At 67.2% G+C, this 25,101-nt stretch carries 22 protein-coding genes; 12 read left to right on the top strand and 10 right to left on the bottom strand.

The window, feature by feature from the left end; all coding sequences use genetic code 11:
* Window positions 1-5 precede the first annotated feature (5 nt).
* Complete coding sequence (locus AE618_RS07850; protein ID WP_054208485.1) at window positions 6-443, top strand: DUF2852 domain-containing protein; 438 nt, start codon at window positions 6-8, stop codon at window positions 441-443.
* Window positions 444-555: 112 nt separating this feature from the next.
* On the opposite strand, the gene AE618_RS07845 is transcribed toward AE618_RS07850, so the two are convergent.
* Both AE618_RS07845 and AE618_RS07840 read right to left on the bottom strand, forming a co-directional pair.
* Window positions 556-1,263, bottom strand: coding sequence for a class I SAM-dependent methyltransferase (locus AE618_RS07845; RefSeq protein WP_054208484.1), 708 nt, complete (start codon window positions 1,261-1,263; stop codon window positions 556-558).
* The gene (locus AE618_RS07840) at window positions 1,260-1,712 is read right to left on the bottom strand and encodes an Rrf2 family transcriptional regulator (RefSeq protein ID WP_054208483.1); all 453 of its coding nucleotides are present in this window, start codon (window positions 1,710-1,712) and stop codon (window positions 1,260-1,262) included. Before AE618_RS07840 ends, AE618_RS07845 begins: the two co-directional genes overlap by 4 nt.
* Window positions 1,713-2,039: 327 nt before the next feature.
* Here AE618_RS07840 and tolQ point away from each other — a divergent pair, with 327 nt between their 5' ends.
* Genes tolQ through tolB form a run of 4 tightly spaced genes read left to right on the top strand, consistent with a single transcriptional unit; the run spans window position 2,040 to window position 5,788 of the window.
* Complete coding sequence (gene tolQ / locus AE618_RS07835) at window positions 2,040-2,750, top strand: protein TolQ (protein ID WP_054208482.1); 711 nt, start codon at window positions 2,040-2,042, stop codon at window positions 2,748-2,750.
* A 14-nt stretch (window positions 2,751-2,764) separates the two neighbouring features.
* Entirely contained in the window at window positions 2,765-3,214 is a 450-nt protein-coding gene (locus tag AE618_RS07830) for an ExbD/TolR family protein (protein ID WP_054208481.1), read from the top strand.
* Window positions 3,215-3,242: 28 nt separating this feature from the next.
* On the top strand, window positions 3,243-4,445 hold the full coding sequence (gene tolA, locus AE618_RS07825; RefSeq protein WP_054208480.1) for a cell envelope integrity protein TolA: 1,203 nt from the start codon (window positions 3,243-3,245) through the stop codon (window positions 4,443-4,445).
* Window positions 4,446-4,501: 56 nt separating this feature from the next.
* On the top strand, window positions 4,502-5,788 hold the full coding sequence (gene tolB / locus AE618_RS07820) for a Tol-Pal system beta propeller repeat protein TolB (protein ID WP_054208604.1): 1,287 nt from the start codon (window positions 4,502-4,504) through the stop codon (window positions 5,786-5,788).
* A 57-nt stretch (window positions 5,789-5,845) separates the two neighbouring features.
* Here the strand turns inward: tolB and AE618_RS07815 are convergent, their stop codons facing one another.
* A complete protein-coding gene (locus tag AE618_RS07815) occupies window positions 5,846-6,250 on the bottom strand; it encodes a rhodanese-like domain-containing protein (protein ID WP_054208479.1) in 405 nt (134 codons plus the stop codon).
* 83 nt (window positions 6,251-6,333) lie between these two features.
* On the opposite strand from AE618_RS07815, the gene ftrA reads away from it, so the two are divergent.
* The 5 genes from ftrA to ftsH all read left to right on the top strand — a co-directional run bounded on the left by ftrA (window position 6,334) and on the right by ftsH (window position 12,292).
* The gene (gene ftrA / locus AE618_RS07810; RefSeq protein ID WP_054208603.1) at window positions 6,334-7,389 is read left to right on the top strand and encodes a transcriptional regulator FtrA; all 1,056 of its coding nucleotides are present in this window, start codon (window positions 6,334-6,336) and stop codon (window positions 7,387-7,389) included.
* A gap of 146 nt (window positions 7,390-7,535) precedes the next feature.
* A complete protein-coding gene (gene pal, locus AE618_RS07805; protein WP_054208478.1) occupies window positions 7,536-8,054 on the top strand; it encodes a peptidoglycan-associated lipoprotein Pal in 519 nt (172 codons plus the stop codon).
* 154 nt (window positions 8,055-8,208) lie between these two features.
* On the top strand, window positions 8,209-9,174 hold the full coding sequence (gene ybgF / locus AE618_RS07800) for a tol-pal system protein YbgF (RefSeq protein WP_082365078.1): 966 nt from the start codon (window positions 8,209-8,211) through the stop codon (window positions 9,172-9,174).
* Window positions 9,171-10,256: a tRNA lysidine(34) synthetase TilS gene (gene tilS, locus AE618_RS07795; RefSeq protein ID WP_054208477.1), complete on the top strand. Its 1,086-nt coding sequence runs from the start codon at window positions 9,171-9,173 to the stop codon at window positions 10,254-10,256. Before ybgF ends, tilS begins: the two co-directional genes overlap by 4 nt.
* Before the next feature lie 110 nt (window positions 10,257-10,366).
* Window positions 10,367-12,292: an ATP-dependent zinc metalloprotease FtsH gene (ftsH, locus tag AE618_RS07790; protein WP_054208476.1), complete on the top strand. Its 1,926-nt coding sequence runs from the start codon at window positions 10,367-10,369 to the stop codon at window positions 12,290-12,292.
* Between the two features lie 110 nt (window positions 12,293-12,402).
* On the opposite strand, the gene AE618_RS07785 is transcribed toward ftsH, so the two are convergent.
* Both AE618_RS07785 and AE618_RS07780 read right to left on the bottom strand, forming a co-directional pair.
* Complete coding sequence (locus AE618_RS07785; RefSeq protein WP_054208475.1) at window positions 12,403-14,160, bottom strand: sensor domain-containing diguanylate cyclase; 1,758 nt, start codon at window positions 14,158-14,160, stop codon at window positions 12,403-12,405.
* 154 nt (window positions 14,161-14,314) lie between these two features.
* On the bottom strand, window positions 14,315-15,988 hold the full coding sequence (locus AE618_RS07780) for a formate--tetrahydrofolate ligase (RefSeq protein ID WP_054208474.1): 1,674 nt from the start codon (window positions 15,986-15,988) through the stop codon (window positions 14,315-14,317).
* 307 nt (window positions 15,989-16,295) lie between these two features.
* On the opposite strand from AE618_RS07780, the gene AE618_RS07775 reads away from it, so the two are divergent.
* Window positions 16,296-17,804, top strand: coding sequence for a sensor histidine kinase (locus AE618_RS07775; RefSeq protein ID WP_197280710.1), 1,509 nt, complete (start codon window positions 16,296-16,298; stop codon window positions 17,802-17,804).
* 176 nt (window positions 17,805-17,980) lie between these two features.
* On the opposite strand, the gene AE618_RS07770 is transcribed toward AE618_RS07775, so the two are convergent.
* On the bottom strand, window positions 17,981-18,673 hold the full coding sequence (locus tag AE618_RS07770) for a glutathione S-transferase family protein (protein ID WP_054208472.1): 693 nt from the start codon (window positions 18,671-18,673) through the stop codon (window positions 17,981-17,983).
* A 40-nt stretch (window positions 18,674-18,713) separates the two neighbouring features.
* A complete protein-coding gene (locus tag AE618_RS07765; RefSeq protein ID WP_054208471.1) occupies window positions 18,714-19,472 on the bottom strand; it encodes a haloacid dehalogenase type II in 759 nt (252 codons plus the stop codon).
* A 103-nt stretch (window positions 19,473-19,575) separates the two neighbouring features.
* Between AE618_RS07765 and gpmI the strand changes: the two genes are divergently transcribed.
* Window positions 19,576-21,090: a 2,3-bisphosphoglycerate-independent phosphoglycerate mutase gene (gpmI, locus tag AE618_RS07760; RefSeq protein ID WP_054208470.1), complete on the top strand. Its 1,515-nt coding sequence runs from the start codon at window positions 19,576-19,578 to the stop codon at window positions 21,088-21,090.
* Window positions 21,091-21,163: 73 nt separating this feature from the next.
* Here the strand turns inward: gpmI and AE618_RS07755 are convergent, their stop codons facing one another.
* From AE618_RS07755 to AE618_RS07745, 3 genes are all read right to left on the bottom strand, one after another.
* On the bottom strand, window positions 21,164-22,063 hold the full coding sequence (locus AE618_RS07755; RefSeq protein ID WP_054208469.1) for an outer membrane protein: 900 nt from the start codon (window positions 22,061-22,063) through the stop codon (window positions 21,164-21,166).
* Between the two features lie 325 nt (window positions 22,064-22,388).
* Window positions 22,389-23,732, bottom strand: a complete 1,344-nt coding sequence (glmM, locus tag AE618_RS07750) for a phosphoglucosamine mutase (RefSeq protein WP_054208468.1) — start codon at window positions 23,730-23,732, stop codon at window positions 22,389-22,391.
* 253 nt (window positions 23,733-23,985) lie between these two features.
* Window positions 23,986-25,023: an L-idonate 5-dehydrogenase gene (locus AE618_RS07745; RefSeq protein ID WP_054208467.1), complete on the bottom strand. Its 1,038-nt coding sequence runs from the start codon at window positions 25,021-25,023 to the stop codon at window positions 23,986-23,988.
* Between the last annotated feature and the right edge of the window lie 78 nt (window positions 25,024-25,101).

Raw genomic sequence — 25,101 nt, 5'->3', positions numbered from 1 at the left:
GATCAATGCCGATCGTCGAGAAGCTCGATGACTATGGGAAGGGAGCCTGGATCGCCTTCGCGGTTCTCGGCTTCATCGTGTTCTGGCCTCTGGGTCTGGCGACCCTGGCCTTTCTGTTCTGGAGTGGACGCATGGGTTGCGGAATGGGCGGCGCCGGCCGCTACGAACATCGGATGAACCGTCTGCAGAGCAAGATGGAACGTCTCAAGGAACGCATGGGCGGTCGCGAGAGCGGCTTCGGCGGCTGGGGCCGCGGCCCGTCGAGCGGCAACCACGCCTTCGACGAGTATCGTCAGGAGACGCTGCGCCGTCTCGAGGACGAGCAGAAGGAGTTCCAGGACTTCCTCGGCCGGCTGCGCATGGCCCGCGACAAAGCCGAGTTCGACCAGTTCATGGCCGATCGCCGTGGCAACGGCGCCGAGCCGCAGGCGAACGCCGGCTGACGCTTCCGGGGCCGAAAGCTCTTTAACCTCGAGCGCCCGTCCCGGGAAACCGGGGCGGGCGTCTTCGTGTGACCGCAGTCGGATGTTGGCTTCGCCTTTGGCGGCAGCCTGCTCAGGCGCGGGCGGTCCAGCCCCGCCAGGTGAAGGCGGCGTAGAACATCGCGACGTCGGAGAACCCCGCATCGCGCAGAATGGCTTCGTCCTCGCCGGGGTCCAGCAGGTCGAGATGCCCATCGACCGCAACGCGCGCCGAGGCCGCCTGCTCGGGACTGGCGCCTGCCGCGACTGCATAGGCGGCGTAACGCGATAGCCATGTTGGTCGCGACGCCGGATCCTGCGGGAAGCTGCTATGGGCGGCGACGAATGGCGCACCGGGCTTGAGCCGGGCGTGGATGGCTTGCGTCGTGCGCAGGCGCTCGGCTGCATCGAGGAAATGCAGCGTCAGCAGGCAGGTGGCCGCATCGAACGGACCGGCCGGCGCGTCGTCGATATAGCCATGCACCAGTTCGATGCGTGCCATCAGCGGCCCGAGCGACTTGCTGGCCAGGTCGAGCATCGGCTGCGAGGGATCGACGCCGACGAAGCTCCAACCGGGCTGCGCCCGTGCCAGCGTGCTGAGTTCGAGCCCGCCGCCGGCTCCCAGCACCAGTACGCGTGCCGTGGCGGGTGCATTCTCCGCGAGCAGGATGGCCGTCATGCGGTGCAGCGCCTCGAAGCCGGGGACGAAACGCGGCGGACCTTCGGCGTAGTTGGCGATGGCCTCCGCATTCTTGAAGCTGTCGGCGGCGTTGCGGCCAGGCTGGATGCAGTCGGTCGTCATGGGCAGGAACCTTCCGGGCGTGCTCTCAGCGCGAGACGCGTACTGAAATCGGCATGGAGCATGGCGAGCGTGATGGTGCCGAGACGCGCCAGCAGCATGGCTTCGGCCTCTCGGAAGCTGTCGGCGAGCGCCGCGTTGACCGCCTGTTCGACGAGGCAGGAGGGCGCTTCGGTTCGGTGACCGATCGCGAGGAGTTGGGGCTCGCCGAGCGCCTCATGGACGTCGCGCAGGGTGATGTCTGCGAGGTCGCAGGCCAGCACCCAGCCACCGCCATGGCCCTTCCCGGAGCGGACATGGCCGCGCTCGCGCAAGCCGGCCATGATCCGCCGGATGACGACCGGGTTGGTCTGCATGATGCGGGCGAGGGTCTCGGACGTCACCGGCTCTTCGCGCCCCGCCATATGAAGGAGCACGTGGAGAAGGCCCGACAGGCGGCTGTCTCTTTTCATGTAACTTTTATAATTACATGATGTCGGGAAAGCTAGTCTCTGCTGCAAATGGCGGGGAGATCGCTGCATGCGACAGCGACGAAACACCGCCGAACGCCTGTGCGTATACCCGGCATTAACCTTGCCGGAGGCTTAACTCGATCGCGAGCATGCGTTTCGCAGGAAACCCCGTTTGCGCCCATCTTTCGCCGGATTCAAAAGCGATTGAAGGGCACGGCATTTCCCCGGATCGCGGATCGGGCGGCGTCGCGGGGTCACCCGTGGTGCGTATGGCGGGGCGTTGGCCGTAAGAACGGCCCGAATCGCCGAGGCAAAAGGATGGCATAGATGAACCCCGTCGACCTCGCGCAGGCCGCGCCGCCGATCGACATGTCGTTCTGGACCCTGTTCTGGCACGCCCATATCGTCGTCAAGCTGGTGATGATGGGCCTGCTCGGCGCCTCGATCTGGTGCTGGTCGATCATCATCGACAAGACGCTGCTCTATCGCCGCACGCGCAAGGACATGGACGCATTCGAGGAGGTGTTCTGGTCGGGCCGTTCGCTGGAGGAGCTTTATCGCGACCTCGCGGCCAAGCCCGCCAACGACATGGCCGCCGTCTTCGTCGCGGCGATGCGAGAGTGGAAGCGCTCCTTCGAGAATGGCGGGCGCTCCGTCGCCAGCCTGTCGCAGCGCATCGACAAGGTGCTCGACGTCACGATCCAGCGCGAGACCGAGCGGCTCGAGAACAAGCTCCTGGTGCTGTCGACGATCGCGTCGGCCGCTCCTTTCATCGGCCTGTTCGGCACGGTCTGGGGCATCATGCACTCCTTCACCGCGATCGCTGTGTCGAAGAATTCCTCGCTCGCCGTGGTGGCGCCCGGCATCGCGGAGGCGCTGTTTGCCACCGCGATCGGCCTGTTCGCCGCGATTCCGGCGCTGATGGCCTACAACAAGCTCCAGGCCGAGGTGGCCAAGGCCTCGAGCCGTCTGGAAGCCTTCGCCGACGAGTTCTCCGCGATCCTGTCGCGGCAGATCGACGAGCGGCTGGCGGCTTGAGGGAGCACTGACTCATGGGCATGTCCGCAGCATCCGGCGCGAAGTCCGGGGGCCGTCGCGGCCGTCGCGGCCGCAAGCATGGCGCCATCGCCGAGATCAACATGACGCCGTTCATCGACGTCATGCTGGTCCTGCTGATCATCTTCATGGTGGCGGCGCCGCTGATTGCGACCGGCGTCCCGCTCGACCTGCCGCAGACCGGCGCCAAGCCGATCAATGTCGATCAAAAGCCGGTTACCATCGCGATCGACGCGAAGGGCCAGATCTTCCTGCAGGACCAGCCGACGCTGGAGCCCGATCTGGTGAACAAGCTGCAGGGGCTGGCGAAGCAGGGCTTCGACGAGCGGATCTATGTGCGCGGCGACCGCATGGTCGATTACGGCCGCGTCGCCTCGGTGATGTCGACGATCACATCGGCAGGCTTCAAGCGTGTCGCGCTCGTGACCGAGCCGGCGGCGCGCTGAGGACGATGAAAGCGAGGACTCAGCGGCTGTGAAGCTCACGACCTCCGAACCGGGCATGGTGATGTCGGCGCTCGGCCACGCGACGTTTCTCGTCGCGGGGCTGCTGGCGTTTTCGTCGCCTGCGCCGCTCCCGGAGAACGTGGAGGCGATCGCGGTCGAGATGGTCGATGCCAGCGCGCTGAACCAGGTGACGCGCGGCGAACGCAAGGCCGAAAAGGTCCAGGCGCAGCCGCTTCAGCGTGCCGAGCGCAAATCCGAGATCGTCGAGCGCAAGGAAGAGGGTGAGGCCAAGCAGGACACGCCGGCGCCGCCGACCCGCCCGGCCGAACTCAAGACCGCCGACGACAACGCCTCGGCACCGCTGCCGCCGTCGCGCTCGCTCGCCAACCTGCCCAAGCCCGAGCCCAAGCCGCCGGAGCCGGTGAAGCAGCCGCCCCAGAAGACCGGGCCGAGTGCGGCCGAGATCGCCGAGCAGAAGCGCGAGGAGCTGGCGAAGCTCGCCGAAGAGGCCGAGATAGCGTCCAAGGCCAAGCAGGCCGAAGAACAGGCCAAGGCCGCCGCCAAGGCGAAATCCGAAGCCGAGGCGCTGGCGCGGCAGGAGGCTGCCGCCAAGGCGAAGGCGGAAGCGCAGGCCAAGGCGGAAGCTGCCGAGGCCGCCAAGGAAAAGGCTGAAGCTGCCGCCAAGGCGAAAGCGGATGCCGAGGCGAAGGCCAAGATCGCCGCGGCCGCCAAGGCCAAGCAGGAGGCCGAAGCCAAGGCCAAGCGCGAGGCCGAGATCGCCAAGAACTTCAACCCGAGCGACATCTCCAAGCTGCTCCAGTCGAAGGAGCAGGCCCAGTCGACCGGCTCGGCCGCGCCGCAGGTGAACCGCACCGCATCGCTGGGGACCGAGCGCGGCTCCTCGCAGAAGCTCAGCCCGTCGCTGCGCGGCCAGTTGATCGGCATCATCCAGGACCAGCTGATCAAATGCTGGAACGTGCCGATCGCGCTCGCCAATGCGCGCGGCTCGGTCGTGCCGCAGGTCCGGATGAAGCTGAACACGGACGGCTCGCTCGTCGGCCAGCCGGGCGTGGTCAATTCCTCATCCGATCCGCTCTTTGCGGTCGCCGCCAGCTCGGCGCTGACCGCGACGCGCCGCTGCGCGCCTTTGCGCATTCCGGCTCAATTCGCTGCCTATTATGACGACTGGCGCGATGTCGTCGTCAATTTCGACGCAAGGGACGTGCTGTGACCCTGATCGACCGCAAGGTTCTTCCTTCTCTCATCGTGGCGCCGACGCGCCGCCGGATGCTGGCGCTCGCCGGCGCCTCGTTGCTCGTGCCGGCCGCGGCGCGAGCCGAGCTCGTCATCGACCTGCGTGGCGGCTCGTTCCAGCCGTTGCCGATCGCCATCGCGGATTTTGCCGGCGAGGGCGGGGTGCTGGTGTCTGGCGTCATCACCAACAATCTCAAGCGCTGCGGCTATTTCGCCCCGATCGACAAGGGTCGCCACCCGGACAGGAATCCGCCCTTCGATGCCGCCCCCGAGTTTGGCGCCTGGAAAGCTGCCGGCGTGCAGGCGCTGGTGACCGGCCGCGTCTCGCGCGACGGTTCGGGCCGAATCAAGGCCGAGTTCCGGCTCTGGGACGTGACCACGGGCACGCAGACCGACGGACAGCAGTATTTCACCGACCCCAACAATGCCCGCCGTGTCGGCCACATCATCTCGGACGCGATCTTCACCAAGATCACCGGGGTCGGCGGCTTCTTCGACACCCGCGTCGTCTTCGTCGATGAATCCGGTCCGAAGGAAAACCGCCGCAAGCGGCTCGCCATCATGGACCAGGACGGCGCCAATGTGCGCTACCTGACCGACGGCTCCGTCTCGGTGGTGACGCCGCGCTACTCGCCGGTCTCGCAGGAGGTGACCTATATGTCGCAGCGGCTCGGCGAGCAGCCGCGCGTGCATGTGCTGAACATCGAAACGGGCCAGCGCCAGATCGTCGGCAACTTCCCCGACATGACCTCGAGCCCGCGCTTCTCGCCGAGCGGCGCGCGTGTCGCGCTCTCGCTCCAGCAGGGTGGAAATGCCAATCTCTACGCCATCGACATCGGCTCGCGCACGACGCAGAGGCTGACCTCGACGGCCGCGATCGACACCTCGCCCTCCTATTCGCCCGACGGCACGCAGATCGTCTTCGAGAGCGACCGGGGCGGCTCGCAGCAGCTCTATCTGATGGGCGCGGGCGGCGGGGAGGGCAAGCGCCTGTCCTTCGGGCAGGGCTCCTATTCGCAGCCGTCCTGGTCGCCGCGCGGCGACCTCATCGCCTTCACCCGCCAGAGTGCCAATGGCTTCGCCATCGGCGTGATGCGCTCGGACGGCTCGGGCGAGCGCCTGCTGACCGAGGGCTTCCACAACGAGGCGCCGAACTGGGCACCCAACGGCCAGTACATCATGTTCTTCCGCGATCCCGGCGGGCAATCCGGCGGGAAACTGTACATGGTGGACATCACCGGCCGCGTCGAAGTGCCGGTGCCGACGCCGGCCTTCGCATCCGATCCGACCTGGTCGCCGCTGCTGACGGCGGCGCGCTGAGGGGCGAAACCGGCGCATCACCGCCCGCGAGAGCCGGCGGTGGTAGCGCGACGAGGTTCATGCCGCCGCCTCCCCGGGCAGCAGGGCAAAGCCCTCGTCGATCCAGCCGGTGATGCCGCCGGCCATGATCTTCACGGGCCGGCCCAGTTCGGCCAGCCGCAAGGCGGCCTTCGCGGCGCCGTTGCAGTGCGGGCCGGCGCAATAGGTCACGAAGACCGCGTCCTGCGGCCAGTGTAAAAGCTTCGACGCCACGATCTTGCCGACAGGCAGATTGATCGCGCCCGCCACATGGCCGCGGGCGAAGAGCGCGGGGCTGCGGACGTCCAGCAGCACGAAGTCGGGCTGCTGCGACAGCGCGTCGTGGACATCCCAGCAATCGGTCTCGAAGGCGAATTCGGCGGCGAAATGCGCGCTGGCGAGATCGCTAGGGGCAGGGGGGACGGCGGTCACGGCGGTGGTCATGGCGGGCTCCTGTTGGACCCCCTCATTTCGCGGTGTGCTGCGCCCTCTTGCAATTGGCATGAACGACAGAGTACGTGCAGATCATGCCAAACACGACCGGCCCCCTCGTCGTCGCGCTGCTCTATGACGGACTCTGTACCTTCGAGTTCGGCATCGTCGCAGAGATATTCGGTCTCCCCCGCCCGGAGATGGGCCAGGGTTGGTATCGTTTCGCCAGCTGTCCGATCGAGGAGGGTCCTCTGCGGGCGCATGGCGGTTTGATGCTGACCCCGCAGCACGGCCCCGAGCTGATCGACCAGGCCGATCTCATCGTGGTGCCCGGCTGGAAGGGCGCCGGCGAGCCGGTGCCGGAGGTGCTGTGCCAGCGCCTGCGTCAGGCCCACGCCCGCGGTGCCCGGCTCGCCTCGATCTGCTCGGGGGCCTTCGTGCTCGCGGCGACGGGCCTTTTGGACGGCGGAGTGGCGACCACACATTGGCGTTATGCCGATGCGCTACGCGCAGGTCATCCTGACATCGACGTCGATCATTCCTCGCTCTACAGCGCGCATGAGCGCATCTTCACCTCGGCCGGGAGCGCCGCCGGCATCGACCTGCTGATCGAGATCGTCAGGCGCGATTTCGGAGCCGAGGCGGCCAACTCCGTCGCACGCCGCCTCGTGATGCCCGCCCATCGCACGGGCGGGCAGGCGCAGTTCCTGGAGCGGCCGGTGGCCCGCCACCGCCATTCCCAAGTGGCGCCGCTGCTGGACAAGCTGCGGGCGCAACTGAGCGCCCCTTGGACGACTGCGGAGATGGCCGCGGACTGCCGCATGAGCCTGCGGACCTTCCTACGACGGTTCCAAGAGGCCACCGGCTCGTCTCCGGGCGAGTGGCTGATCGGCGAACGCGTCGAAGAGGCGAAGCGCCTTCTGGTGGCCGGCAAGCTTGGAACGCAGGAGACCGCGCTCGCGGTCGGCCTGGGGACGCCGGACACGCTGCGTCACCATTTCCGCAAACGGGTCGGCATCAGCCCGCGGGAATTTCAGGCCCGGTTCGCTTCCGGTCCGCCGGAGATCGCGCCGACGGTGTCCGAAGCGCCACCGGCTGTGCCTCCCGCGCCACAACCGGGCCGCGAATGTCGTATTGCAGGATTTGGTTAACCATACGCCGCAATGCCGCCACTTCGCCTTGTTCTGGCAAGGTCTCGTTTAGGTTGACGCTTCATTGATGATCGCAAGGGCAATGCAGTCCATGCAACGCCGTCCGTGAACCGCGCCTCGCACCGATCGAACGTCCGGAGTCCATCATGCTCGCCACCCTTTTCGCCGGCGGCCGCGCCGTCCGCTTCGCCGCTGCCATCGCAGCCTCGCTGGCGCTCGGCGCCTGCGCCAACAATCAGAACGCCGATGCCAATGGCGGCTTCGGGGCAGGCGGCGCCGCGACGCCGGGCAGCGCCCAGGACTTCGTCGTCAATGTCGGCGACCGCGTCTTCTTCGAGACCGACTCCACCGACCTGACCCAGACGGCGGTCGCGACGCTCGACAAGCAGTCGGCCTGGCTGCAGCGCTATCCGCGCTACAGCTTCACCGTCGAAGGGCATGCCGACGAGCGCGGCACGCGCGAATACAACTTCTCGCTCTCGGCGCGTCGCGCCCAGACGGTGCGCGACTACCTCGCCTCGCGCGGCATCCAGGGCAACCGCATGCGGATCGTCTCCTACGGCAAGGAGCGGCCGGTGGCGGTCTGCAACGACATCTCCTGCTGGTCGCAGAACCGCCGTTCGGTGACGGTGCTGGACGGCGCGGGCGGCGGCGCCGGCGTCTGACGCAGGCGGGCCACGACAGGCCTGGCTGGATAAGCATGCGAAATAGCGACAGGGCCGGCATTTCCTTTCGGGAAGGCGCCGGCCCTTTCATATTTTGGCCGTGGTCATGACGTGTTATAGGCCCAGCCGTCACGCTCAACCCCGGTTTTAGACAATGCTCCGACTGCTCCGCCTCGATCATCGGGTTCTCCCACGCCGAGCCCTTGCCGGACTGGCCGCTTTCGCGTTCGGCGCGGTCGTGTCCTGCCTGAGCGTGGCCTGCCTGAGCCTGCCCGCGCAGGCGCAGGACGCGGCCGATCTGGTGGTGCGGACCTCGCGGATGGAAAACCAGATCCGCCAGCTCTCCGGCCAGATCGAGCAGTTGCAGTTCGAGAACAAGCGTCTGAGCGAGCAGCTCCGCAAATTCCAGGAAGACGTCGATTTCCGCCTGAACGAGCGTGCCGGTGCGCGCCCGAACGGTGCGGCCGCGCCGGGCAACGCCGCGCCGCCAGCCGGGGCCGCTCCGCGGCCGCAGCGTCGGGGCGACGCCTTCGATCCGAGCGTCCAGCAAGGCGCGGCCGGTGCGCCGCGTCCGCTCAATGGCGGCATCAGCGGCATCATCGAGGACGAGTTCGCCGAGGGCGGGGCGGCCCAGGGGCCGCTCGACCTCCAGGGCGTCGGCCGCAACGTGCCGCAGGGCGCGCTGCCGCCATCCGTTCCGCGTGGGGCGAGCGTGGCCGCCGCCAGCGGACCGGCAAGCGCCAAGGAAGCCTATGACCTCGCCTATGCCTCGATCCTGCGCAAGGAATACGAACAGGCCGAGATGGGCTTCCGCCAGTTCCTGCAGAGCTATCCGCGCGACCGGCTCGCCGTCGATGCGACCTACTGGCTCGGCGAGAGCTATCTCCAGCGCAAGCGCTATCGCGAGGCGGCAGAGCAGTTCCTCAAGGTCAGCAACGACGCGCCAAGATCGACCAAGGCGCCCGAAAGCCTGCTGCGGCTCGGCATCGCCCTGAACGGTCTCGGCGCCAAGGACCAGGCCTGCGCCACCTATGCCAAGGTCGGGATCGATTATCCGTCCGCGCCGAATTCGGTACGGCAGGGGATCGAGCGCGAGCGGCGGCGTTCCGGCTGCGCTTGAGCGCGGTTGCGCAGAGCGATCCTGCCGATCTCCCGATCGGGTGCCGCGAGGCCGCCGATCTGTTCGCGGGGCTGAGCGCCGAGGCGAGGCTGCTCGTCGCCGTCTCCGGCGGCCCTGACTCGGTGGCCCTGCTCGGCTTGCTCGCCGAATGGGCGCGGGAGGCGGGCCGTCCGGCGCTTCATGCCGCGACCGTCGATCACGGCCTGCGGGCCGCCTCCGCTGCGGAAGCCGAAGGCGTCGCTGCCCTGTGCGCGCAACTCGGTGTGCCCCACCGGATTCTGCTCTGGGATGGCGCCAAGCCTGCGACGGGCGTGCAGGAGCGCGCGCGCAGGGCTCGCTATGCGCTGCTCGTCGAGGAGGCGCAGCGGCTCGGCGGAGCGGTTCTGGTGACGGCTCACACCCAGGACGACCAGGCCGAGACGATGCTGATGCGCATGGCGCGGGGCTCCGGCCCGTCCGGACTCGCCGCGATGCGCGAGCGTGTCCGCAAGGGGCCGATCGTTCTGGCGCGGCCGCTTCTGAGCATCCCCAAGGTGCGGCTGCTCGCAACAGCGCAGGCGCGGGCTCTGCCCTTCGTCACCGATCCGAGCAATGGCGACCTTCGCTTCGAGCGGGTGCGCTGGCGCGCCCTGATGCCGGGCCTCGCCCAGGAGGGGCTGAGCGCGGAGCGGCTGGCGCTGCTGGCGAAGCGCATCGCGCGGCTCGACGAGGCGGCAGCGCAGCGGGCGAAGGTCTTGCTGCAGGAACTTTCGCTGCAGGAACCCTCGCTGCCGGCGCTGCTCCTGCCGGTCGATGACGCGCCAATGCTGCGGCTGCGGTTCCGCGCGCTGTTGTCCGAGCCGGAGGAGATCGGGCTGCGTGTCGTCGCGCTGGCGCTGGAGCAGATCGGCGGGGAGGGTGGTGTCGCGAACCGACTTGAGCGGCTCGAGGCCTGTGTCGAAGCGCTCCGCGACGCGGCCCGCGAGGCGCTTGCGACGCGGCGGACCTTGTCGGGCTGCGTGCTCTCGCTGGCCGCCGACGGAGTCCTGACCTTGCGGCGCGAGGGGCCCCGCAGACGCGGTGTTCACCCTGCGATCTCATAGCTCAGGCATCGTGCCTTGTTTCCCTTGGCAAGGGCCCCTGTCGCACCTAGATTAGTCTTTGCAACTCTTGGCCTCTTCCGGTTGGTCCGGCAGGCCCGATCGGACTGGTGATGAATCCGAACTTTCGCAATTTCGCCCTCTGGGTGGTGATTTTCCTGCTGGTTCTGGCGCTCGTCACGCTGTTCCAAAGCCCGAGCCAGCGTGCCAGCACGAACGAGATCCCCTACAGCCAACTGATCAACGAGTCGGATGCGGGTCGCATCTCGAACGTCGTCGTGGCCGGGCAGGAAATCTCAGGCACCTTCTCGGACGGCCGAAGCTTCGTCACCTACGCGCCTTATGGCGATCCGGCCTTGCTGAAGACGCTCGCGCAGAAGGGCGTTCAGGTCTCGGCCCGCGCTCCCGCCGAGGGCACACCCTGGTTCGTGGCGCTTCTGGTCAACTCGCTGCCCTTCGTCATCTTCATCGGCCTGTGGATCTTCATGTCCCGCCAAATGCAGAGCGGCGCCGGTCGCGCCATGGGCTTCGGAAAGTCCAAGGCCAAGCTCCTGACCGAGGCGCATGGCCGCGTCACCTTCGAGGATGTCGCGGGCATCGACGAAGCCAAGGAAGACCTGACCGAGATCGTCGAGTTCCTCCGCGACCCGCAGAAGTTCCAGCGGCTGGGCGGGCGCATCCCGCGCGGCGTCCTGCTCGTCGGCCCTCCCGGCACCGGCAAGACCCTGACGGCGCGCGCCGTCGCGGGCGAGGCCAATGTGCCGTTCTTCACGATCTCGGGTTCGGACTTCGTCGAGATGTTCGTCGGCGTCGGCGCCAGCCGCGTGCGCGACATGTTCGAGCAGGCCAAGAAGAACTCGCCCTGCATCATCTTCATCGACGAAATCGATGCCGTTGGCCGTCATCGTGGCGCCGGCCTCGGCGGCGGCAATGATGAGCGCGAGCAGACGCTGAACCAGCTCCTGGTCGAGATGGACGGCTTCGAGCCGAACGAGGGCGTCATCATCATCGCGGCCACCAACCGGCCCGACGTGCTAGACCCCGCTCTGCTGCGTCCCGGCCGCTTCGACCGCCAGATCGTGGTTCCGAACCCCGACGTCGCTGGCCGCGAGAAGATCCTCAAGGTCCATGTCCGCAAGGTGCCGCTGGCGCCGGATGTCGATCTGCGCATCCTCGCCCGCGGCACGCCCGGCTTCTCGGGCGCCGATCTGATGAACCTCGTCAACGAGGCGGCCCTGCTGGCGGCCCGCCGCGGCAAGCGCATGGTCACCCATGCCGAGTTCGAGGACGCCAAGGACAAGGTCATGATGGGCGCCGAGCGCAAATCCATGGCGATGTCCGAGGAAGAGAAGAAGCTGACCGCCTATCACGAGGCCGGCCACGCCATCGTCGGCCTTTACGTGCCTGCCGGCATTCCCGTCCACAAGGCCACCATCATCCCGCGCGGTCGCGCACTCGGCATGGTCAAGTTCCTGCCGGAGGGCGACCGCTACTCGATGAAGTACAAGGAGTTCACCTCGCAGCTCGCGGTCGCCATGGGCGGACGCGTGGCTGAGGAGATGACCTTCGGCCGCGAGAACGTAACCTCGGGCGCGACCGGCGACATCCAGCAGGCGACCAAGATGGCCAAGGCCATGGTCACCCAGATGGGTTACTCCGACGAGCTCGGCATGGTCGCCTATGGCGACAATCAGGAGGAAGTCTTCCTGGGCATGTCGATGGGGCGCAGCCAGAGCGTCTCGGAGTCCACGGCGCAAAAGATCGACGCCGAGGTCAAGAAGCTGGTCGACACCGGCTATCAGGACGCCAAGAAGATCCTCACTGACAATCACGAGCAGTTCGTGGCGGTCGCCGAGGCGCTGCTCGAGTTCGAGACGCTGACCGGCGAGGAAATCCGCGACCTGATCGCCGGCAAGCGCCCGACGCGCGATCTCGACGATACGCCGTCGGCGCCGCGCGGCTCGGCCGTGCCGAGCGCGGGCAAGGGGCGCAAGCGCGACGAGCCCGATGCCGGGCTGGAGCCGCAGCCGCAGGTCTGAGGCTTCGCTTCGGGCATTTCCATCGGAAGGGCGCCTCGCAAGGGCGCCCTTTTTTGTTGTCGGCCAGCGAGGCAAGGCGCGTCCGGAAGAGCGTTGGTTCCCGGCCCGTGTCAGCGGGTGGTGCTCGGCTGACCATGGCGCGCCGTATCGTCGATGACGAAGGTGTCGCGGCCGCCCTTCTTGGCAGCGTAGAGCGCCATGTCGGCATGGCCTGCGGCTTCGGCGAGCGTCGCCCTCTCCGCCACGAGGCAGGCGCCGATGCTGACCGTGACCGGCAGCGACAGGCCGTCGGCGAGGATAACCGGCTCGGCCCGTACAGCGGTGATGATCTTGGCTGCGACCGATGACAGCGAGGCCGGGCCTGCATCGCCGAGCAGCACGATGAACTCGTCACCGCCCCAGCGCGCGCAGATGTCGTAATTGCGCAGAACGCCCGTCAGGCGCGCGACGATCTCGACGATGACGGCGTCGCCCGCATGATGGCCGTGACCGTCGTTCACCGGCTTGAAGTTGTCGATGTCGACCAGCAGCAGGCCCGCCTGCCTGCCGCTGCGCCGTGCCCGGTTCTGCTCGGTCTCGAAGGCGCGCTCGAAGCCCCGGCGGTTGAAGATACCGGTCAGCGGGTCGAGATGGGCGAGGCGGTCCAGGGTGTGCGTGCGCTCGCGCACCATCTGCTCGAGCCTGTCGGTGTTGTCGCCGACCGTCCTGGCCATCTCGCCGAACGCCCTGACGAGCCTGCCGATCTCGTCGTCGCCGCGGTCGGTCGCGACATCGTCGAAGCGGCCGCTCCGGACTCGTTGGACCGCGCCCTCGACGCGCGCCAGCCGGTCGAGCACGCTGCGCTTGAACAGCAGGGTCATCAACGCCGCCGCGGCTAGCAGCATCGCCGCCAACAGGACAGCGATCGGCACGAAGAGGCGCCGGTCGATGATCTCGTCGAGATCCATGATGGTGATGTTGAACCAGCCGATGCGGTCGAGATAGCCGACGCCCACGAGAGCCTGACGGCCCTCGATCTGCATGAAGCGGGAGCGGACCAGCACCCCGCCGGCCGCGACCTGTTCCATCATTGTCGCCAGCGCGCTGCGGTCGCGCTCGCGGTCGAGCAGCGTGAAGACCGTCGTCTTGGCCTTGAGGTCCTTGGTGAGGCTGTGGAAATCGACCAGCTTGGGGTCGCGATGCGCCTGCACGGCGCCGTTGCGGTCGACGAACATGCTCTGCACCCCGGTCTGCGGGATATCGACGACCTCGCGGATGAACTGCGTGAGGTCGACGCCAGTGCCGATGATGCCCAGAACCCGTTCGCCCCGGCGGATGATGCAGTTGATCCAGACTTTCGTGACTTTGAGGTTGTCGTCGTTGTCGACATTGAGATGGCAACCCGATCCAAGCCCTACGGTCTTGTAGTACCAGCCATCGCGTGGGTTATCGCGCGCAAGGGTGTAGCGCCTGCGATCGTGCTCGTAGCTGTTGTCCTTGTCGTTGAAATAGTAGTTGCCGGAGCCGTCGAGCACGACGAAATAGCTCCGGTCCTTGAAGGAGAGCCGGTAGTGCTCGAGTTCGGCCAGGCCGCGCTGCGCCTTGGCGGGATCGGCCTCGTCCAGTGCCCATTCGAGGATGGCGGGTGAGCGCGCCACGGTCTCGGCGAGCGAGACCTCCCGCATCAGCGAGTCCAGGCCGCGATAGCGGTCGAACAGAATCTGCTTTTCGGCGAAGAGGGTGCCGAGCTTCATCACCGTGCCGTCGACGAGCCAGATGAAAGCGCCTGCCGCAGGCAAGGCGACCGCGATCAGGATCGCCAGGGTCCAGCCCAGCACTTTCGCCCTCAGGCCTCGGGGCAGCAGCGCGGCTCCAGTGGCCGGTCCCATGGTCGCGACGTCTCCTGGATGATCCGGAGATGTCGTCTGGAAGCGCTAAGCACCCCGGGCGACATCTGAATCCGGCTCTCATCAAAACTTGGAGCAACCCTGTCGCCGAGGGCTTAAAAATCCGCCAATGCGACGGATCTGGCGCGAGGCCTTGTCAGAACAGGCCCTCGATGCGCCCTTGCTCATCAATATGGATGCGCTCGGCAGCGGGTACGCGCGGCAGTCCGGGCATCGTCATGATGTCCCCGCAGATCGCCACGACAAAGCCGGCTCCAGCCGAGAGCCGGACCTCTCGCACCGGGACGATGTGGCCCGTGGGCGCGCCGCGCAAGGTCGGGTCGGCGGAGAAAGAGTACTGCGTCTTGGCCACGCAGACCGGCAGATGGCCATATCCGGCCGCCTCGAGTTCGGTGAAACGGGCGCGCACCTTGGCGTCGCCGGATATGCCATCCGCGCCGTAGATCTCGCGGGCGACCGTCTCCAGCTTGTCCCAGAGCGGCATCGCGTCGGGATAGAGCGGCGCAAAATCCGCTTCCCCGCCCTCGGCGAGTGCGACGACCCTCTGCGCCAGTTCCTCCGTGCCGGCGCCGCCATCGGCCCAGTGCCGGCAGATCACCGCCTCGACACCGAGATGGTTGCGGCAGAAATTCGCGATCAGCGCATGCTCGGCCGGGGTGTCGCTGGTGAAGTGGTTGATCGCGACGATCGGGGGCACGCCGAATTTGCGGATATTGCCGACATGGCGGGCAAGATTGGCGAGACCAGCCTCGAGCGTCGCCAGATCCTCCTGGCCCAGCACCTCCTTCGAGGCGCCGCCATGCATCTTCAGCGCCCGGACGGTGGCGACGATCACGGCGGCCGCCGGCTTCAGGCCAGCCTTGCGGCATTTGATGTCGAAGAACTTTTCGGCCCCGAGATCGGCGCCGAAACCAGCCTCGGTCACAACATAGTCGGCGAGCTTCAGCGCGGTGCGCGTCGCGATCACCGAGTTGCAGCCATGGGCGATGTTGGCGAAGGGGCCGCCATGGACGAAGGCGGGCGTGCCCTCCAGCGTCTGCACCAAATTGGGCATCAGCGCGTCCTTGAGCAGCACGCTCATCGCGCCCGTGGCCTTGAGGTCAGCCGCCGTCACGGGGCGCTTGTCGCGGGTGCGGCCGACCACGACCTTGCCGAGCCGGGCTTCGAGATCGTCGAGGTCGGTCGCCAGGCAGAAGATCGCCATCACCTCGGAGGCGACGGTGATGTCGAAGCCGTCCTCACGCGGGAAGCCGTTGCTCGCGCCGCCGAGCGAGGAGACGGTCGAGCGCAAGGCGCGGTCGTTCATGTCCATGACGCGCCGCCAGGCGATGTGGCGGGTGTCGATGCCGAGTTCGTTGCCCCAGTAGACATGGTTGTCGATGAGGGCGGCCAGCAGGTTGTGCGCGCTGGTGATGGCGTGAAAATCGCCGGTGAAATGCAGGTTGATCTGCTCCATCGGCACGATCTGCGCATAGCCGCCGCCGGCGGCGCCGCCCTTGACGCCGAAGCAGGGGCCAAGCGAGGGCTCGCGCAAAGCGATCATGCAGCGCTTGCCGATGCGCGAGAGGCCGTCGCCGAGGCCCACCGTCGTCGTCGTCTTGCCCTCGCCGGCCGGCGTCGGGTTGATCGCGGTGACGAGGATCAGCTTGCCGTCGGGCCGCGCGGCGAAATCAGGGATTTCGTGCGTGTCGACCTTGGCGATGAACTTGCCGTAGGGCTCGAGGGCTGCGGCGGGAATGCCGGCCTTGGCCGCAATATCCGCAATCGGTTGAAGTGTCGCCGCGCGCGCAATCTCGATATCGGTCGGCATCCTGCCCCTCCGCTGAAACACGTCCGGCGGCCGAGATGCACGCGGAATCGTTTTGGTGACACTGCCGCGAAACCGTTTGAGCTGCCACTGCTTTCGCCGAAACCGAGAGCCTCCGCGGTCCTCGAACCTGCCAAACAGAACCATGTCTTTTGATGTGTAGGCATTCCACGGAGCCTGCTAGTGCTGCGCGCGTGCCCGATCCGGGCTTGCCGGGCCCTCCAGAGGCTGGCATCAGCATGGGCGGGCGTCGGAACAGGCGAGGCTCGGAAACACGAAGAGCATGTCGGTCGGTTCGGGGGGAAACGGCATGGCTGGGGGATCATGGCCGGTTGGCGGCGGCGAGGTCGGAGCCATGCTGCGCGCATGGTCGGGGGCGGAAACGCCGCTTGGGCCACCGCCGCAATGGCCGGAACGCCTGAAATCGACCCTGCAGCTCGTCCTGGCCTCACCGACGCCGATGGTGATGTTCTGGGGCGAAAGCGGCCTGCTGCTGTACAACGATGCCTATGCCGTGATCGCGGGAGCAAAGCACCCCGCGATCCTCGGCTGCAATCTGCTCGACGCTTGGCCGGAAGTGACCGACCTGCATGACGAGGTCATGCGGACCGTCTTCGCCGGTGGCTCGCCGCTTTCCTATCGCGACCTGCCGCTCGTGCTGCACCGCAACGGCGTGGCCGAGGATGTCTGGCTGAATGTCGACTACAGCCCGATCTTCGGCGACAGCGGGGTGGCGCTTGGCGTGCTGGCCGTCGTGACCGAGACGACAGCGCTGGTCGGTGCCCAGCGCGAGCGCGATGCGGCCGAGCAGGCGCTGCGCCGCCGCGAGCAGCAACTGGCCCAGGTCCAGAAGATCGGCAAGGTCGGCGGGCTTGAGGTCGATCTCCGCGATGGTTTCCGCAACCGGCGCTCGCCGGAATATCTGCTGATCCATGGACTGCCGCCCGAGGCCGAGCATGAGAGCCATGAGGACTGGGTCCGCCGCATCCATCCCCAGGAGCGGTCCATGGTCGAAAGCCATTTCCGCGAGACCGTGTTGGGGACGGCGCGGGACTACCAGATCGAATACAGGATCGTGCGCCCGTCGGACGGGGCGGTGCGCTGGATCTCAGCCTTGGCACAGATCGAGCGCGACGAGAGCGGGCGGGCGCTCCGACTGATCGGCGCGCATCTCGACATCACCGAGCGCAAGGAAGCCGAGGCGCAGCAGCGGCTGCTGATGCAGGAACTGGCGCACCGCGTGAAGAACACGCTGGCGATGATCCAGGCCATCGCCTCGCAGACCCTGCGCGGCGCCACTTCGCTGGAGGCCGCCAACGAGACCTTCAGCGCCCGGCTTGCTGCGCTGTCGCGTGCCCATGATCTGCTCGTTGCCGGCCAGAGGGCCAATGCGCCGATGGCGGGCATCGCCGAAAGCGTCGTCGGCCTCCAGGGCGATGCGCAGCGCTTTACGATCGGCGGCCCCGATCTCGTGGTCGGGCCGAGGCCGGCGTTGGCGCTGACCCTCGTGCTGCATGAACTGGCGACCAACGCCGTGAAATATGGCGCGCTGTCCAACCAGACCGGCAGGGTCGCCCTGTCATGGCGTGTCGACGAGATCGAGGGCGTATCCCATTTCCGGCTGCGCTGGCAGGAGAGCGGCGGGCCGCCGGTCGTCGCACCGTCACGGCGCGGCTTCGGCTCCCGCCTGATCGAACGGACCTTCCCTTCGCAGGGAGCCCGGTCCGAGAGCGCCTTTCTTTCGACCGGTCTCGTCTTCACGCTCGACGCGCCGCTCGACGCCCTCAAGGACGGCGACGGCGAGAACGATCCGGGTTGAGACGCGCGACCGGTCACAGCGCGCCCCAGCGACATCACCGGAGGGATACGGAAGACGTTCCATCACGCTCGCCGGGCCGATCCCGCGATCACATCGCGGGACCGGATGGTCCGGAGACCTGAAGCTGCATCGACTCGTCGGGCGATCTTTGTCGTTCCTTCACTGCCGCGCGCGGCTTACCCCTGGCTGGCGAGATGGGCGTTCTGCGGGAACAGGAACTTGCGCGCCTCGTCGTCGAAATCCGTCTTGAAGGTGAAGGCGTCCTTCAGCGCGACGGCGCGCTGCGCGGCCGGCCGCGCCGAGATCTCGTCGAGATGGCGCTTCACATTCGGGAATTTCGTCACCCATTCGTCGCCGACCGCAAAGGACAGCCGCGTCGCCCAGCCCCAGACCGACATGTCGATCAGGGTGTAGGTGTCGCCGAGCATGTAGCGGTGCTCGGCGAGGCGCGCATCGATGATGCCCCAGTGGCGCTCCGCCTCGCGGGCATAGCGGTTGATCGCATAGGGGATTTTCTCCGGGGCGAAGCGGGCGAAATGCACGGCCTGGCCGCAATAGGGGCCGATGCCTGTGGCGACGAACATCAGCCAGGACAGCATCTCGCCGCGGGCCTTGGGCGTGTTCTCCGGCAGGAATTGGCCGGTCTTCTCGGCGAGGTAGAGCAGGATCGCGTTGCTGTCGAAGACCGTGACATCGCCATCGGTCAGCGCCGGCGTCTTGGCGTTGGGGTTGATCGCCAGGAACTCCGGCTTGAACTGCTCACCCTTGCGGGTGTCGACCGGCACCATCTCGTAGGGCAGCCCGGCCTCTTCGAGGAAGAGGGCGATCTTCGCCGGGTTGGGCGAGGGGTGGTAGTAGAACTTGATCATTGGTGGGGCTCCTCGGACGGCGTGCTGATCGCGAGACGGCTCATCCTGGATGGCCGTCGCCATGGGCGGCGGCATAGGAGACGAGATCGGTCAGGGCGGCAATGGTCAAATCCGCATCGAAGCCGAGCTGTTCGGGCCGCATTCGCAGGGCCTTGAACATCAGCCCTGGCCCAATCGTGCCGGCGGTGCCGAATTCGGTCTGCAAGGTTTCCTGGGGGATGCGTGCGATCCGCGCGACGCGAAAGCCGTGGGCCTTGGCTCCGGCAATGTCGAAACCGTTGGAGGAGACGAAGAGGATCTCCTCCCGCTCCAGGCCAAGACGCGTCTCGACATGGCGGTAGCCGCGCGGATCGGGCTTGTAGACGCCGATCTCGTCGACGCTGATCACGGTCTCCAGCAGCGCTCCGATGCCGGCCTGCGCGACGAGACGCTCCAGCATTGCCGCGCTGCCGTTGGAGAAGATCGCCAGGCGCAGCGGCGCCAGCTGTTCGAGGGCTTGCCGCGCCTCCGGATACAGCGACAGCGCGTCATAGGCCTCCGCGATCTTCGCGACGAGTTCCGGCGTCGCGCGCAGGCCCAGCGTTTCCAGCGTATAGGAGAGCGAGTCCTGCGTGACCTGCCAGAAATCCGCGTAACGGCCCATCAACCCGCGCAGCCAAGTGTATTCGAGCTGCTTCAGGCGCCAGATCTGGGTGATGACCTCGCCATGGCCAGGGAAGGCGGCACCGGTGACGCGCGCCACGGATTGAACGTCGAAGAGCGTGCCATAGGCGTCGAACACCAGAGCCTTGATCGCCATGCCTGCTCTCCCGACGGGTCCAGACCGTCTTCTTAGCACTCGCATTTGCGCCTGACGGCATGATATTCGCACAACAGTTTTCACGAATGCTCACAGGTCCACCATGTCCCTGCGCCCCGTCATGCTGATGATCCTCGATGGCTGGGGCTGGCGCGAGGAGGCTGAGAACAACGCGGTACGCCTCGCCCATACCCCGAATTTCGACCGGCTCTGGGCCCGTTCGCCGCGTGCCTTCCTGAAGACCTCGGGGCTCGATGTCGGTTTGCCGCCAGGTCAAATGGGCAATTCCGAGGTCGGCCATCTCAATCTCGGCGCCGGGCGCGTGGTGATGCAGGACCTGCCGCGCATCAACCAGGCGATCGAGGACGGCTCGATCGCCAAGGCGCTCGACACCTCCGGCCTGATCGCCGCGCTCAAGGCCAGCGGCGGAGCCTGCCATCTGCTCGGCCTGGTCTCGCCCGGCGGCGTGCATGCGCATCAGGACCATGCGGCCGCGCTGGCGCATATCCTGGTCGGGCAGGGCATCCCGGTGCGCGTCCACATCTTCACCGATGGGCGCGATACGCCCCCCCGCTCGGCAGCCGGCTTCATCGCCGACTTCATCGCCGCGCTGCCGCCGCAGGCTGTGATCGCGACGGTGTCGGGCCGGTACTATGCGATGGACCGCGACAACCGCTGGGAGCGCGTCGAGCAGGCCTGGCGGGCCATGGTGCTGGGGCAGGGGCATGGCTTTCCCGACGCGCCGGCCGTCATCGCAAGCGCCTATGCGGGCGGCGTCAATGACGAGTTCATCAAGCCGGCCGTGATCGGTGGCTATGCCGGCATGTGCGATGGCGACGGTCTGCTGAGCTTCAACTTCCGCTCCGACCGCATCCGCGAGATCCTCGACGCGGTGCTGTTTGCCGATTTCGCCGGCTTTGCGCGGCCGCGCCTGCCCGTGCTGGCGAAGGCCGTCAGCATGACCTCCTACAGCGCCGAGCTCGACGCGATCATGCCGGCGCTTTTTGCGCCGCAGACCCTGGCCAACGGGCTCGGCGAGACGGTGGCGAAGGCGGGTCTGGCGCAGGTCCACATGGCCGAGACGGAGAAATATCCGCACGTCACCTATTTCTTCAACGGCGGCGAGGAGACGCCGTATCCGCGCGAGGACCGCATCATGGTGCCCTCGCCGAAGGTCGCGACCTATGATCTCCAGCCGGAGATGTCGGCGCCGGAACTGACCGACCGCGCGGTCGAGGCGATCGAGTCAGGGGCTTACGACCTCATCGTGCTGAACTTCGCCAATCCCGACATGGTCGGTCATACCGGCATCCTGGCCGCCGCGATCACGGCGGTCGAGACGGTCGATGCCGGACTCGGCCGCATCGCTGATGCGATCGCGCGGGCCGGCGGGGCGATGCTGGTCACCGCCGATCACGGCAATTGCGAGCTGATGGTCGATCCTGTGACGGGTGCCCCGCACACCGCCCACACCACCAATCCCGTGCCGGTCATGGTCGTCGGCAGCGCCGCGACGGGGCTGGCGGATGGGCGGCTGGCCGATGTCGCGCCGACGCTGCTGGCGCTGCTGGGCGTCGCCCAGCCGGCTGAGATGACGGGCCGGTCGCTGCTGCGCTGAGTTCAACCGTTCATCCATACGAAAACGGCGCGGACCGTGGTCCGTGCCGTCAAGATCGTGTCGGCGTTGTGCCTCAGTACTTGCGCACCGTCGGGGCCGGCGCATAGGCGATCGGCCGCTCGACTGGGCCGCAGCAGCTCGGGTCGCTGAAGTTCCAGCGCATGCCGATCCGGACGTCGTGGCTGTCGATGCCCTTGAAGCGCACCGACGAGCTGGGGTTGGCGAGCAGTCCGTTGGCGCCGCCGAGGCCGATGGTCGGACCGTCGCCCATGTTCAGGTAGCGGTAGCCGATGTCGAGCTTGAGGTTCGAGGTCACGTCGTAGGAGACGCCGGCCATCAACGCCCAGGCGAAATCGGTCTTGTTGGCCGAGTCGCCATAAGCATAGGAGGCGTTGCCGAACTGGGCGCCGACCGCCTGGTTGATGCCTTGATCGGACAGTCCGTTGACGGTGTGGTTGGCGAAGCCGACGCCGACGCCGAGATAAGGCGTCAGGCAGTTCCAGGTGCCGAGGTCGATATAGGCGTTGACCAGGCCGACGAAGGTCGCGACGTCGGCGCGGTAGATATTGGTCTGGTTGGTCGGGACGCCGAAATTGTAGGAGAGCTGGTCGCGGCCGTTGGCGGTCGCACCACGATACTCGCCGGTGATGTCGAAGCGCAGGTAGTTGTTGAACTGATAGCCGATGCCGACGCCTGCGAAAGCCGCGAAGCTGCGATCCGGCTTGACCGTGGTGAAGGAGGTGACGCCCTGGGTGGCGATCACCGGGCCGTTGTTGAGCTTGATGTCGAGCTCGTCATAGGACTGCGAACCGACGCCGACGTCGCCACGCAGATAGAAGCCGCTGTTGATCGTGCCGCGAAGGGCGGGCGCCTCGGGCGGCGGCGGAGGCGGGTAGGCGAGATCGGCGGCGGTGGCGGCGGACGCCCCGAGCGCCAAGGCGCCTGCCAGCGCAAAAGTTTTCAGGCTGCCCATGGCAGTGTCCCTCGAGTTTGCGCGGCGCAGAGAACGCAGCCCACGCTTGTTACCGACAGGACAAACATGCCGGCAATTTCTTAAACGAGGCTTAACCTTAGGAATTAACCTCAAAAAAGTCTGAAGGGGGCCCGAATACTTGATGAGAGGTTAAGAGCAGGCGGGCCGATGCGGAGCGGAGCGCAGCAGGCAGTCCGTGTCATCCTGGACAAGCCGCGTGACGGAGCCGATGCCGGATCCATGCCTGAGCCGTTCCGGAATGGACCCCTCCTCTGCGCTTCGCTTCGGCCGCGATGACCGGGGAGGGTCTGAAGACGGCTTGGCCTTACGCAGCCGCCTTCGTCACGGCATCGACGATGTCGTCGACGGCGCGCATGACGAGGTCGCGGTCGTCGCCCTCGGCCATGACGCGGATCACCGGCTCGGTGCCGGATGGGCGGATGACGAGGCGGCCGCTTTCGCCGAGCATCTCGCGCGCCGCTTCGATGGCGGTGACGACCGGCTTTTCCGCGAGGGGCTGGCCCTGCTTGTAGCGCACGTTCTTGAGGATCTGCGGCAGCGGCTCGAAGCAGTGGCAGACCTCGGAGACCGGGCGGTCCTGGCGCTTGACCGCCGCCATGAGCTGCAACGCCGCGACGAGACCGTCGCCCGTCGTGCCGAAATCGGACAGGATGATGTGGCCGGACTGCTCGCCGCCGAGATTGAAGCCGTGGCTGCGCATATGCTCCAGCACGTAACGGTCGCCCACCGCGGTGCGGGCGAGGCTGAGGCCCAGACCCGCCAGATAGCGTTCGAGGCCGAGATTGGACATGACTGTGGCGACGACGCCGGGCTGCGTCAGGCGGCCGTCTTCCTGCCAGGTCCGGGCGATCACCGCCATGAGCTGGTCGCCATCGACGACCTGGCCGAGCTCGTCGACGATCAGGACGCGGTCGGCGTCGCCATCAAGCGCGATGCCGATATCGGCGCGCAGTTCCTTCACCTTGGCGATCAGCGCGTCGGGCGCGGTCGAGCCGACATCCTTGTTGATGTTGAAGCCGTCGGGCTCGACGCCGATCGAAATCACCTCGGCACCGAGTTCCCAGAGCGCCTCGGGCGCGACCTTGTAGCCGGCGCCATTGGCGCAATCGATGACGATGCGCAGGCCTTCGAGGCTCATATTGCGCGGCAGGGTGCGCTTGGCGAACTCGATGTAGCGGGCATGGGCGCTCTCGATGCGCTTGGCGCGGCCGAGCGTCGGCGAGGTCGAGAGGCGCGGCGAGAGATCGGAATCGATCAGCTTGGAGATCGCGCTCTCGACTTCGTCGCTGAGCTTGTAGCCGTCGGGGCCGAACAGCTTGATGCCGTTGTCCTCGTAGGGGTTGTGGGAGGCCGAGATCATCACGCCGAGATCGGCGCGCATCGAACGCGTCAGCATCGCCACCGCCGGCGTCGGCATCGGGCCGAGCAGCATCACGTCCATGCCCACCGAGGTGAAGCCCGCGACCATGGCGTATTCGATCATGTAGCCGGACAGCCGGGTGTCCTTGCCGATCACGACGCGGTGGCGGTGGTCGCCGCGGCGGAAGGCGAGGCCCGTCGCCTGGCCGACCTTGAGGGCGAGGTCGGGCGTGATCACGCCATTGGCGCGGCCGCGGATGCCGTCGGTCCCGAAATATTTGCGTGTCATCGTCGCTCTTCGTCCACATCGGGCGATCAGCCCGTTCGGCTGCGTTTTATAGCCGGAATTGGTTTCCGCCTTCTCACAATTTGTGACGGATCGTAGACGGCGGGCGTCGTGGGACGGCGACCGAGGTTTCCAACAGTCACGAAGTCACTGCGCCGTCATCCTGGGCGGAGCGCAGCGCAGACCCGGGATGACGGCGCGGATCGATGATGCTCGTGGCGACGCCGTCGCGCCAGACTGGGTGGAAGCCTCGCCTTCACCCAAAGGCGAGCTGGACCTTCATCGCGCGGGACTTGTCGGCGGCGAGGTCGAAGGCCTCGATCGCGCGTTCGACGGGGATCGTGGCGGTCAGCAGCGGCGAGAGGTCGATCGTCCTGGAGCCGATCATGGCGACGGCCCAGTCGAACTCCTCATGGAAGCGGAAGGAGCCGCGCAGGTCGAATTCCTTGGCGACGACGACGTTCATCGGCAGGGTGAAATTGCCGCCGACGCCGATCTGCACGATTGTCCCGCCCGAGCGGACGACGTCAAAGGCGCCGGTCAGCGCGTGCTGGTTGCCCGAGGCCTCGAACATCACGTCGAAGGCGCCCTTCTCGGCGCCGTACTCCGCCTTCAGCCGGTCAGGCTCGGCCATCGTGTTGATCGCATGGGTGGCGCCCATCTTCAGCGCGGTCGGCAGGGGACCATCGACGACATCGGTCGCGACGATCTCGGCGGCGCCTGCGGCCTTGGCGGCGACGATGGCGAGGATGCCGATCGGCCCCGAGCCGGTGACGAGGACGCGCTTGCCGAGCAGCGGGCCGGCGCGCTTGGCGGCGTGCAGGCAGACCGCCAGCGGCTCGGCGAAGGCTGCTTCCGCGGCCGTGACATGGTCGGCGACCTTCACCGCCTGCCGCTCCTCGACGACCAGCATCTCGCGGAAGCCGCCCTGGACATGGGGGAAGCGCATCGCGCTGCCATAGAACAGCATGTCCGTGCAGTGCTGCTGCTGGCCCATCTGGCAGTAGCGGCAATGGCCGCAGGCGCGGCTGGGATTGACCGCGACGCGGTCGCCGACCTTCACGCGCGTGACCTCGGACCCGACGGACTCGACGCGGCCTGCGATCTCGTGGCCGAGGATCAGCGGCTCGCGGACCCGGATCGTGCCGAAGCCGCCATGCAGGTAGTAGTGCAGGTCGGAGCCGCAGATGCCGCCGGCCTCGATCTTCACGCGGACCTGGAGCGGGCCGGGTTCGCCGACCGCGACGTTGTCGACGCGCAGGTCCTTCTCGGCATGGATGACGACGGCGCGCATGGCGGCTTCTCCCTGCGAGGGGGCCGCAGCCTGTCCCTCGGTCTCTTCTGGTCGGATTGTCTAATCGTTTGAAAGATG

The organism is Allobosea vaviloviae (assembly GCF_001298265.1).
In the GTDB taxonomy this organism is placed as follows: Bacteria; Pseudomonadota; Alphaproteobacteria; order Rhizobiales; family Beijerinckiaceae; genus Allobosea; species Allobosea vaviloviae_B.
The sequence above is the reverse complement of the archived record's forward strand: the minus strand, read 5'-3'. Positions and strand labels throughout refer to the sequence as shown.

Bases quoted from the DNA above. Each gene is read 5' to 3' on its own strand.
- AE618_RS07770 (WP_054208472.1), bottom strand. From the start codon at position 18,673: ATGATCAAGTTCTACTACCACCCCTCGCCCAACCCGGCGAAGATCGCC.
- AE618_RS07755 (WP_054208469.1), bottom strand. From the start codon at position 22,063: ATGGGCAGCCTGAAAACTTTTGCGCTGGCAGGCGCCTTGGCGCTCGGG.
- ybgF (WP_082365078.1), top strand. From the start codon at position 8,209: ATGCTCCGACTGCTCCGCCTCGATCATCGGGTTCTCCCACGCCGAGCC.
- AE618_RS07785 (WP_054208475.1), bottom strand. From the start codon at position 14,160: ATGGGACCGGCCACTGGAGCCGCGCTGCTGCCCCGAGGCCTGAGGGCG.
- glmM (WP_054208468.1), bottom strand. From the start codon at position 23,732: ATGACACGCAAATATTTCGGGACCGACGGCATCCGCGGCCGCGCCAAT.
- AE618_RS07840 (WP_054208483.1), bottom strand. From the start codon at position 1,712: ATGAAAAGAGACAGCCGCCTGTCGGGCCTTCTCCACGTGCTCCTTCAT.
- AE618_RS07765 (WP_054208471.1), bottom strand. From the start codon at position 19,472: ATGGCGATCAAGGCTCTGGTGTTCGACGCCTATGGCACGCTCTTCGAC.
- AE618_RS07745 (WP_054208467.1), bottom strand. From the start codon at position 25,023: ATGCGCGCCGTCGTCATCCATGCCGAGAAGGACCTGCGCGTCGACAAC.
- tolB (WP_054208604.1), top strand. From the start codon at position 4,502: ATGCTGGCGCTCGCCGGCGCCTCGTTGCTCGTGCCGGCCGCGGCGCGA.
- AE618_RS07780 (WP_054208474.1), bottom strand. From the start codon at position 15,988: ATGCCGACCGATATCGAGATTGCGCGCGCGGCGACACTTCAACCGATT.
- tolQ (WP_054208482.1), top strand. From the start codon at position 2,040: ATGAACCCCGTCGACCTCGCGCAGGCCGCGCCGCCGATCGACATGTCG.
- AE618_RS07830 (WP_054208481.1), top strand. From the start codon at position 2,765: ATGGGCATGTCCGCAGCATCCGGCGCGAAGTCCGGGGGCCGTCGCGGC.
- gpmI (WP_054208470.1), top strand. From the start codon at position 19,576: ATGTCCCTGCGCCCCGTCATGCTGATGATCCTCGATGGCTGGGGCTGG.
- AE618_RS07775 (WP_197280710.1), top strand. From the start codon at position 16,296: ATGGCTGGGGGATCATGGCCGGTTGGCGGCGGCGAGGTCGGAGCCATG.
- AE618_RS07850 (WP_054208485.1), top strand. From the start codon at position 6: ATGCCGATCGTCGAGAAGCTCGATGACTATGGGAAGGGAGCCTGGATC.
- ftsH (WP_054208476.1), top strand. From the start codon at position 10,367: ATGAATCCGAACTTTCGCAATTTCGCCCTCTGGGTGGTGATTTTCCTG.
- AE618_RS07815 (WP_054208479.1), bottom strand. From the start codon at position 6,250: ATGACCACCGCCGTGACCGCCGTCCCCCCTGCCCCTAGCGATCTCGCC.
- AE618_RS07845 (WP_054208484.1), bottom strand. From the start codon at position 1,263: ATGACGACCGACTGCATCCAGCCTGGCCGCAACGCCGCCGACAGCTTC.
- pal (WP_054208478.1), top strand. From the start codon at position 7,536: ATGCTCGCCACCCTTTTCGCCGGCGGCCGCGCCGTCCGCTTCGCCGCT.
- ftrA (WP_054208603.1), top strand. From the start codon at position 6,334: ATGCCAAACACGACCGGCCCCCTCGTCGTCGCGCTGCTCTATGACGGA.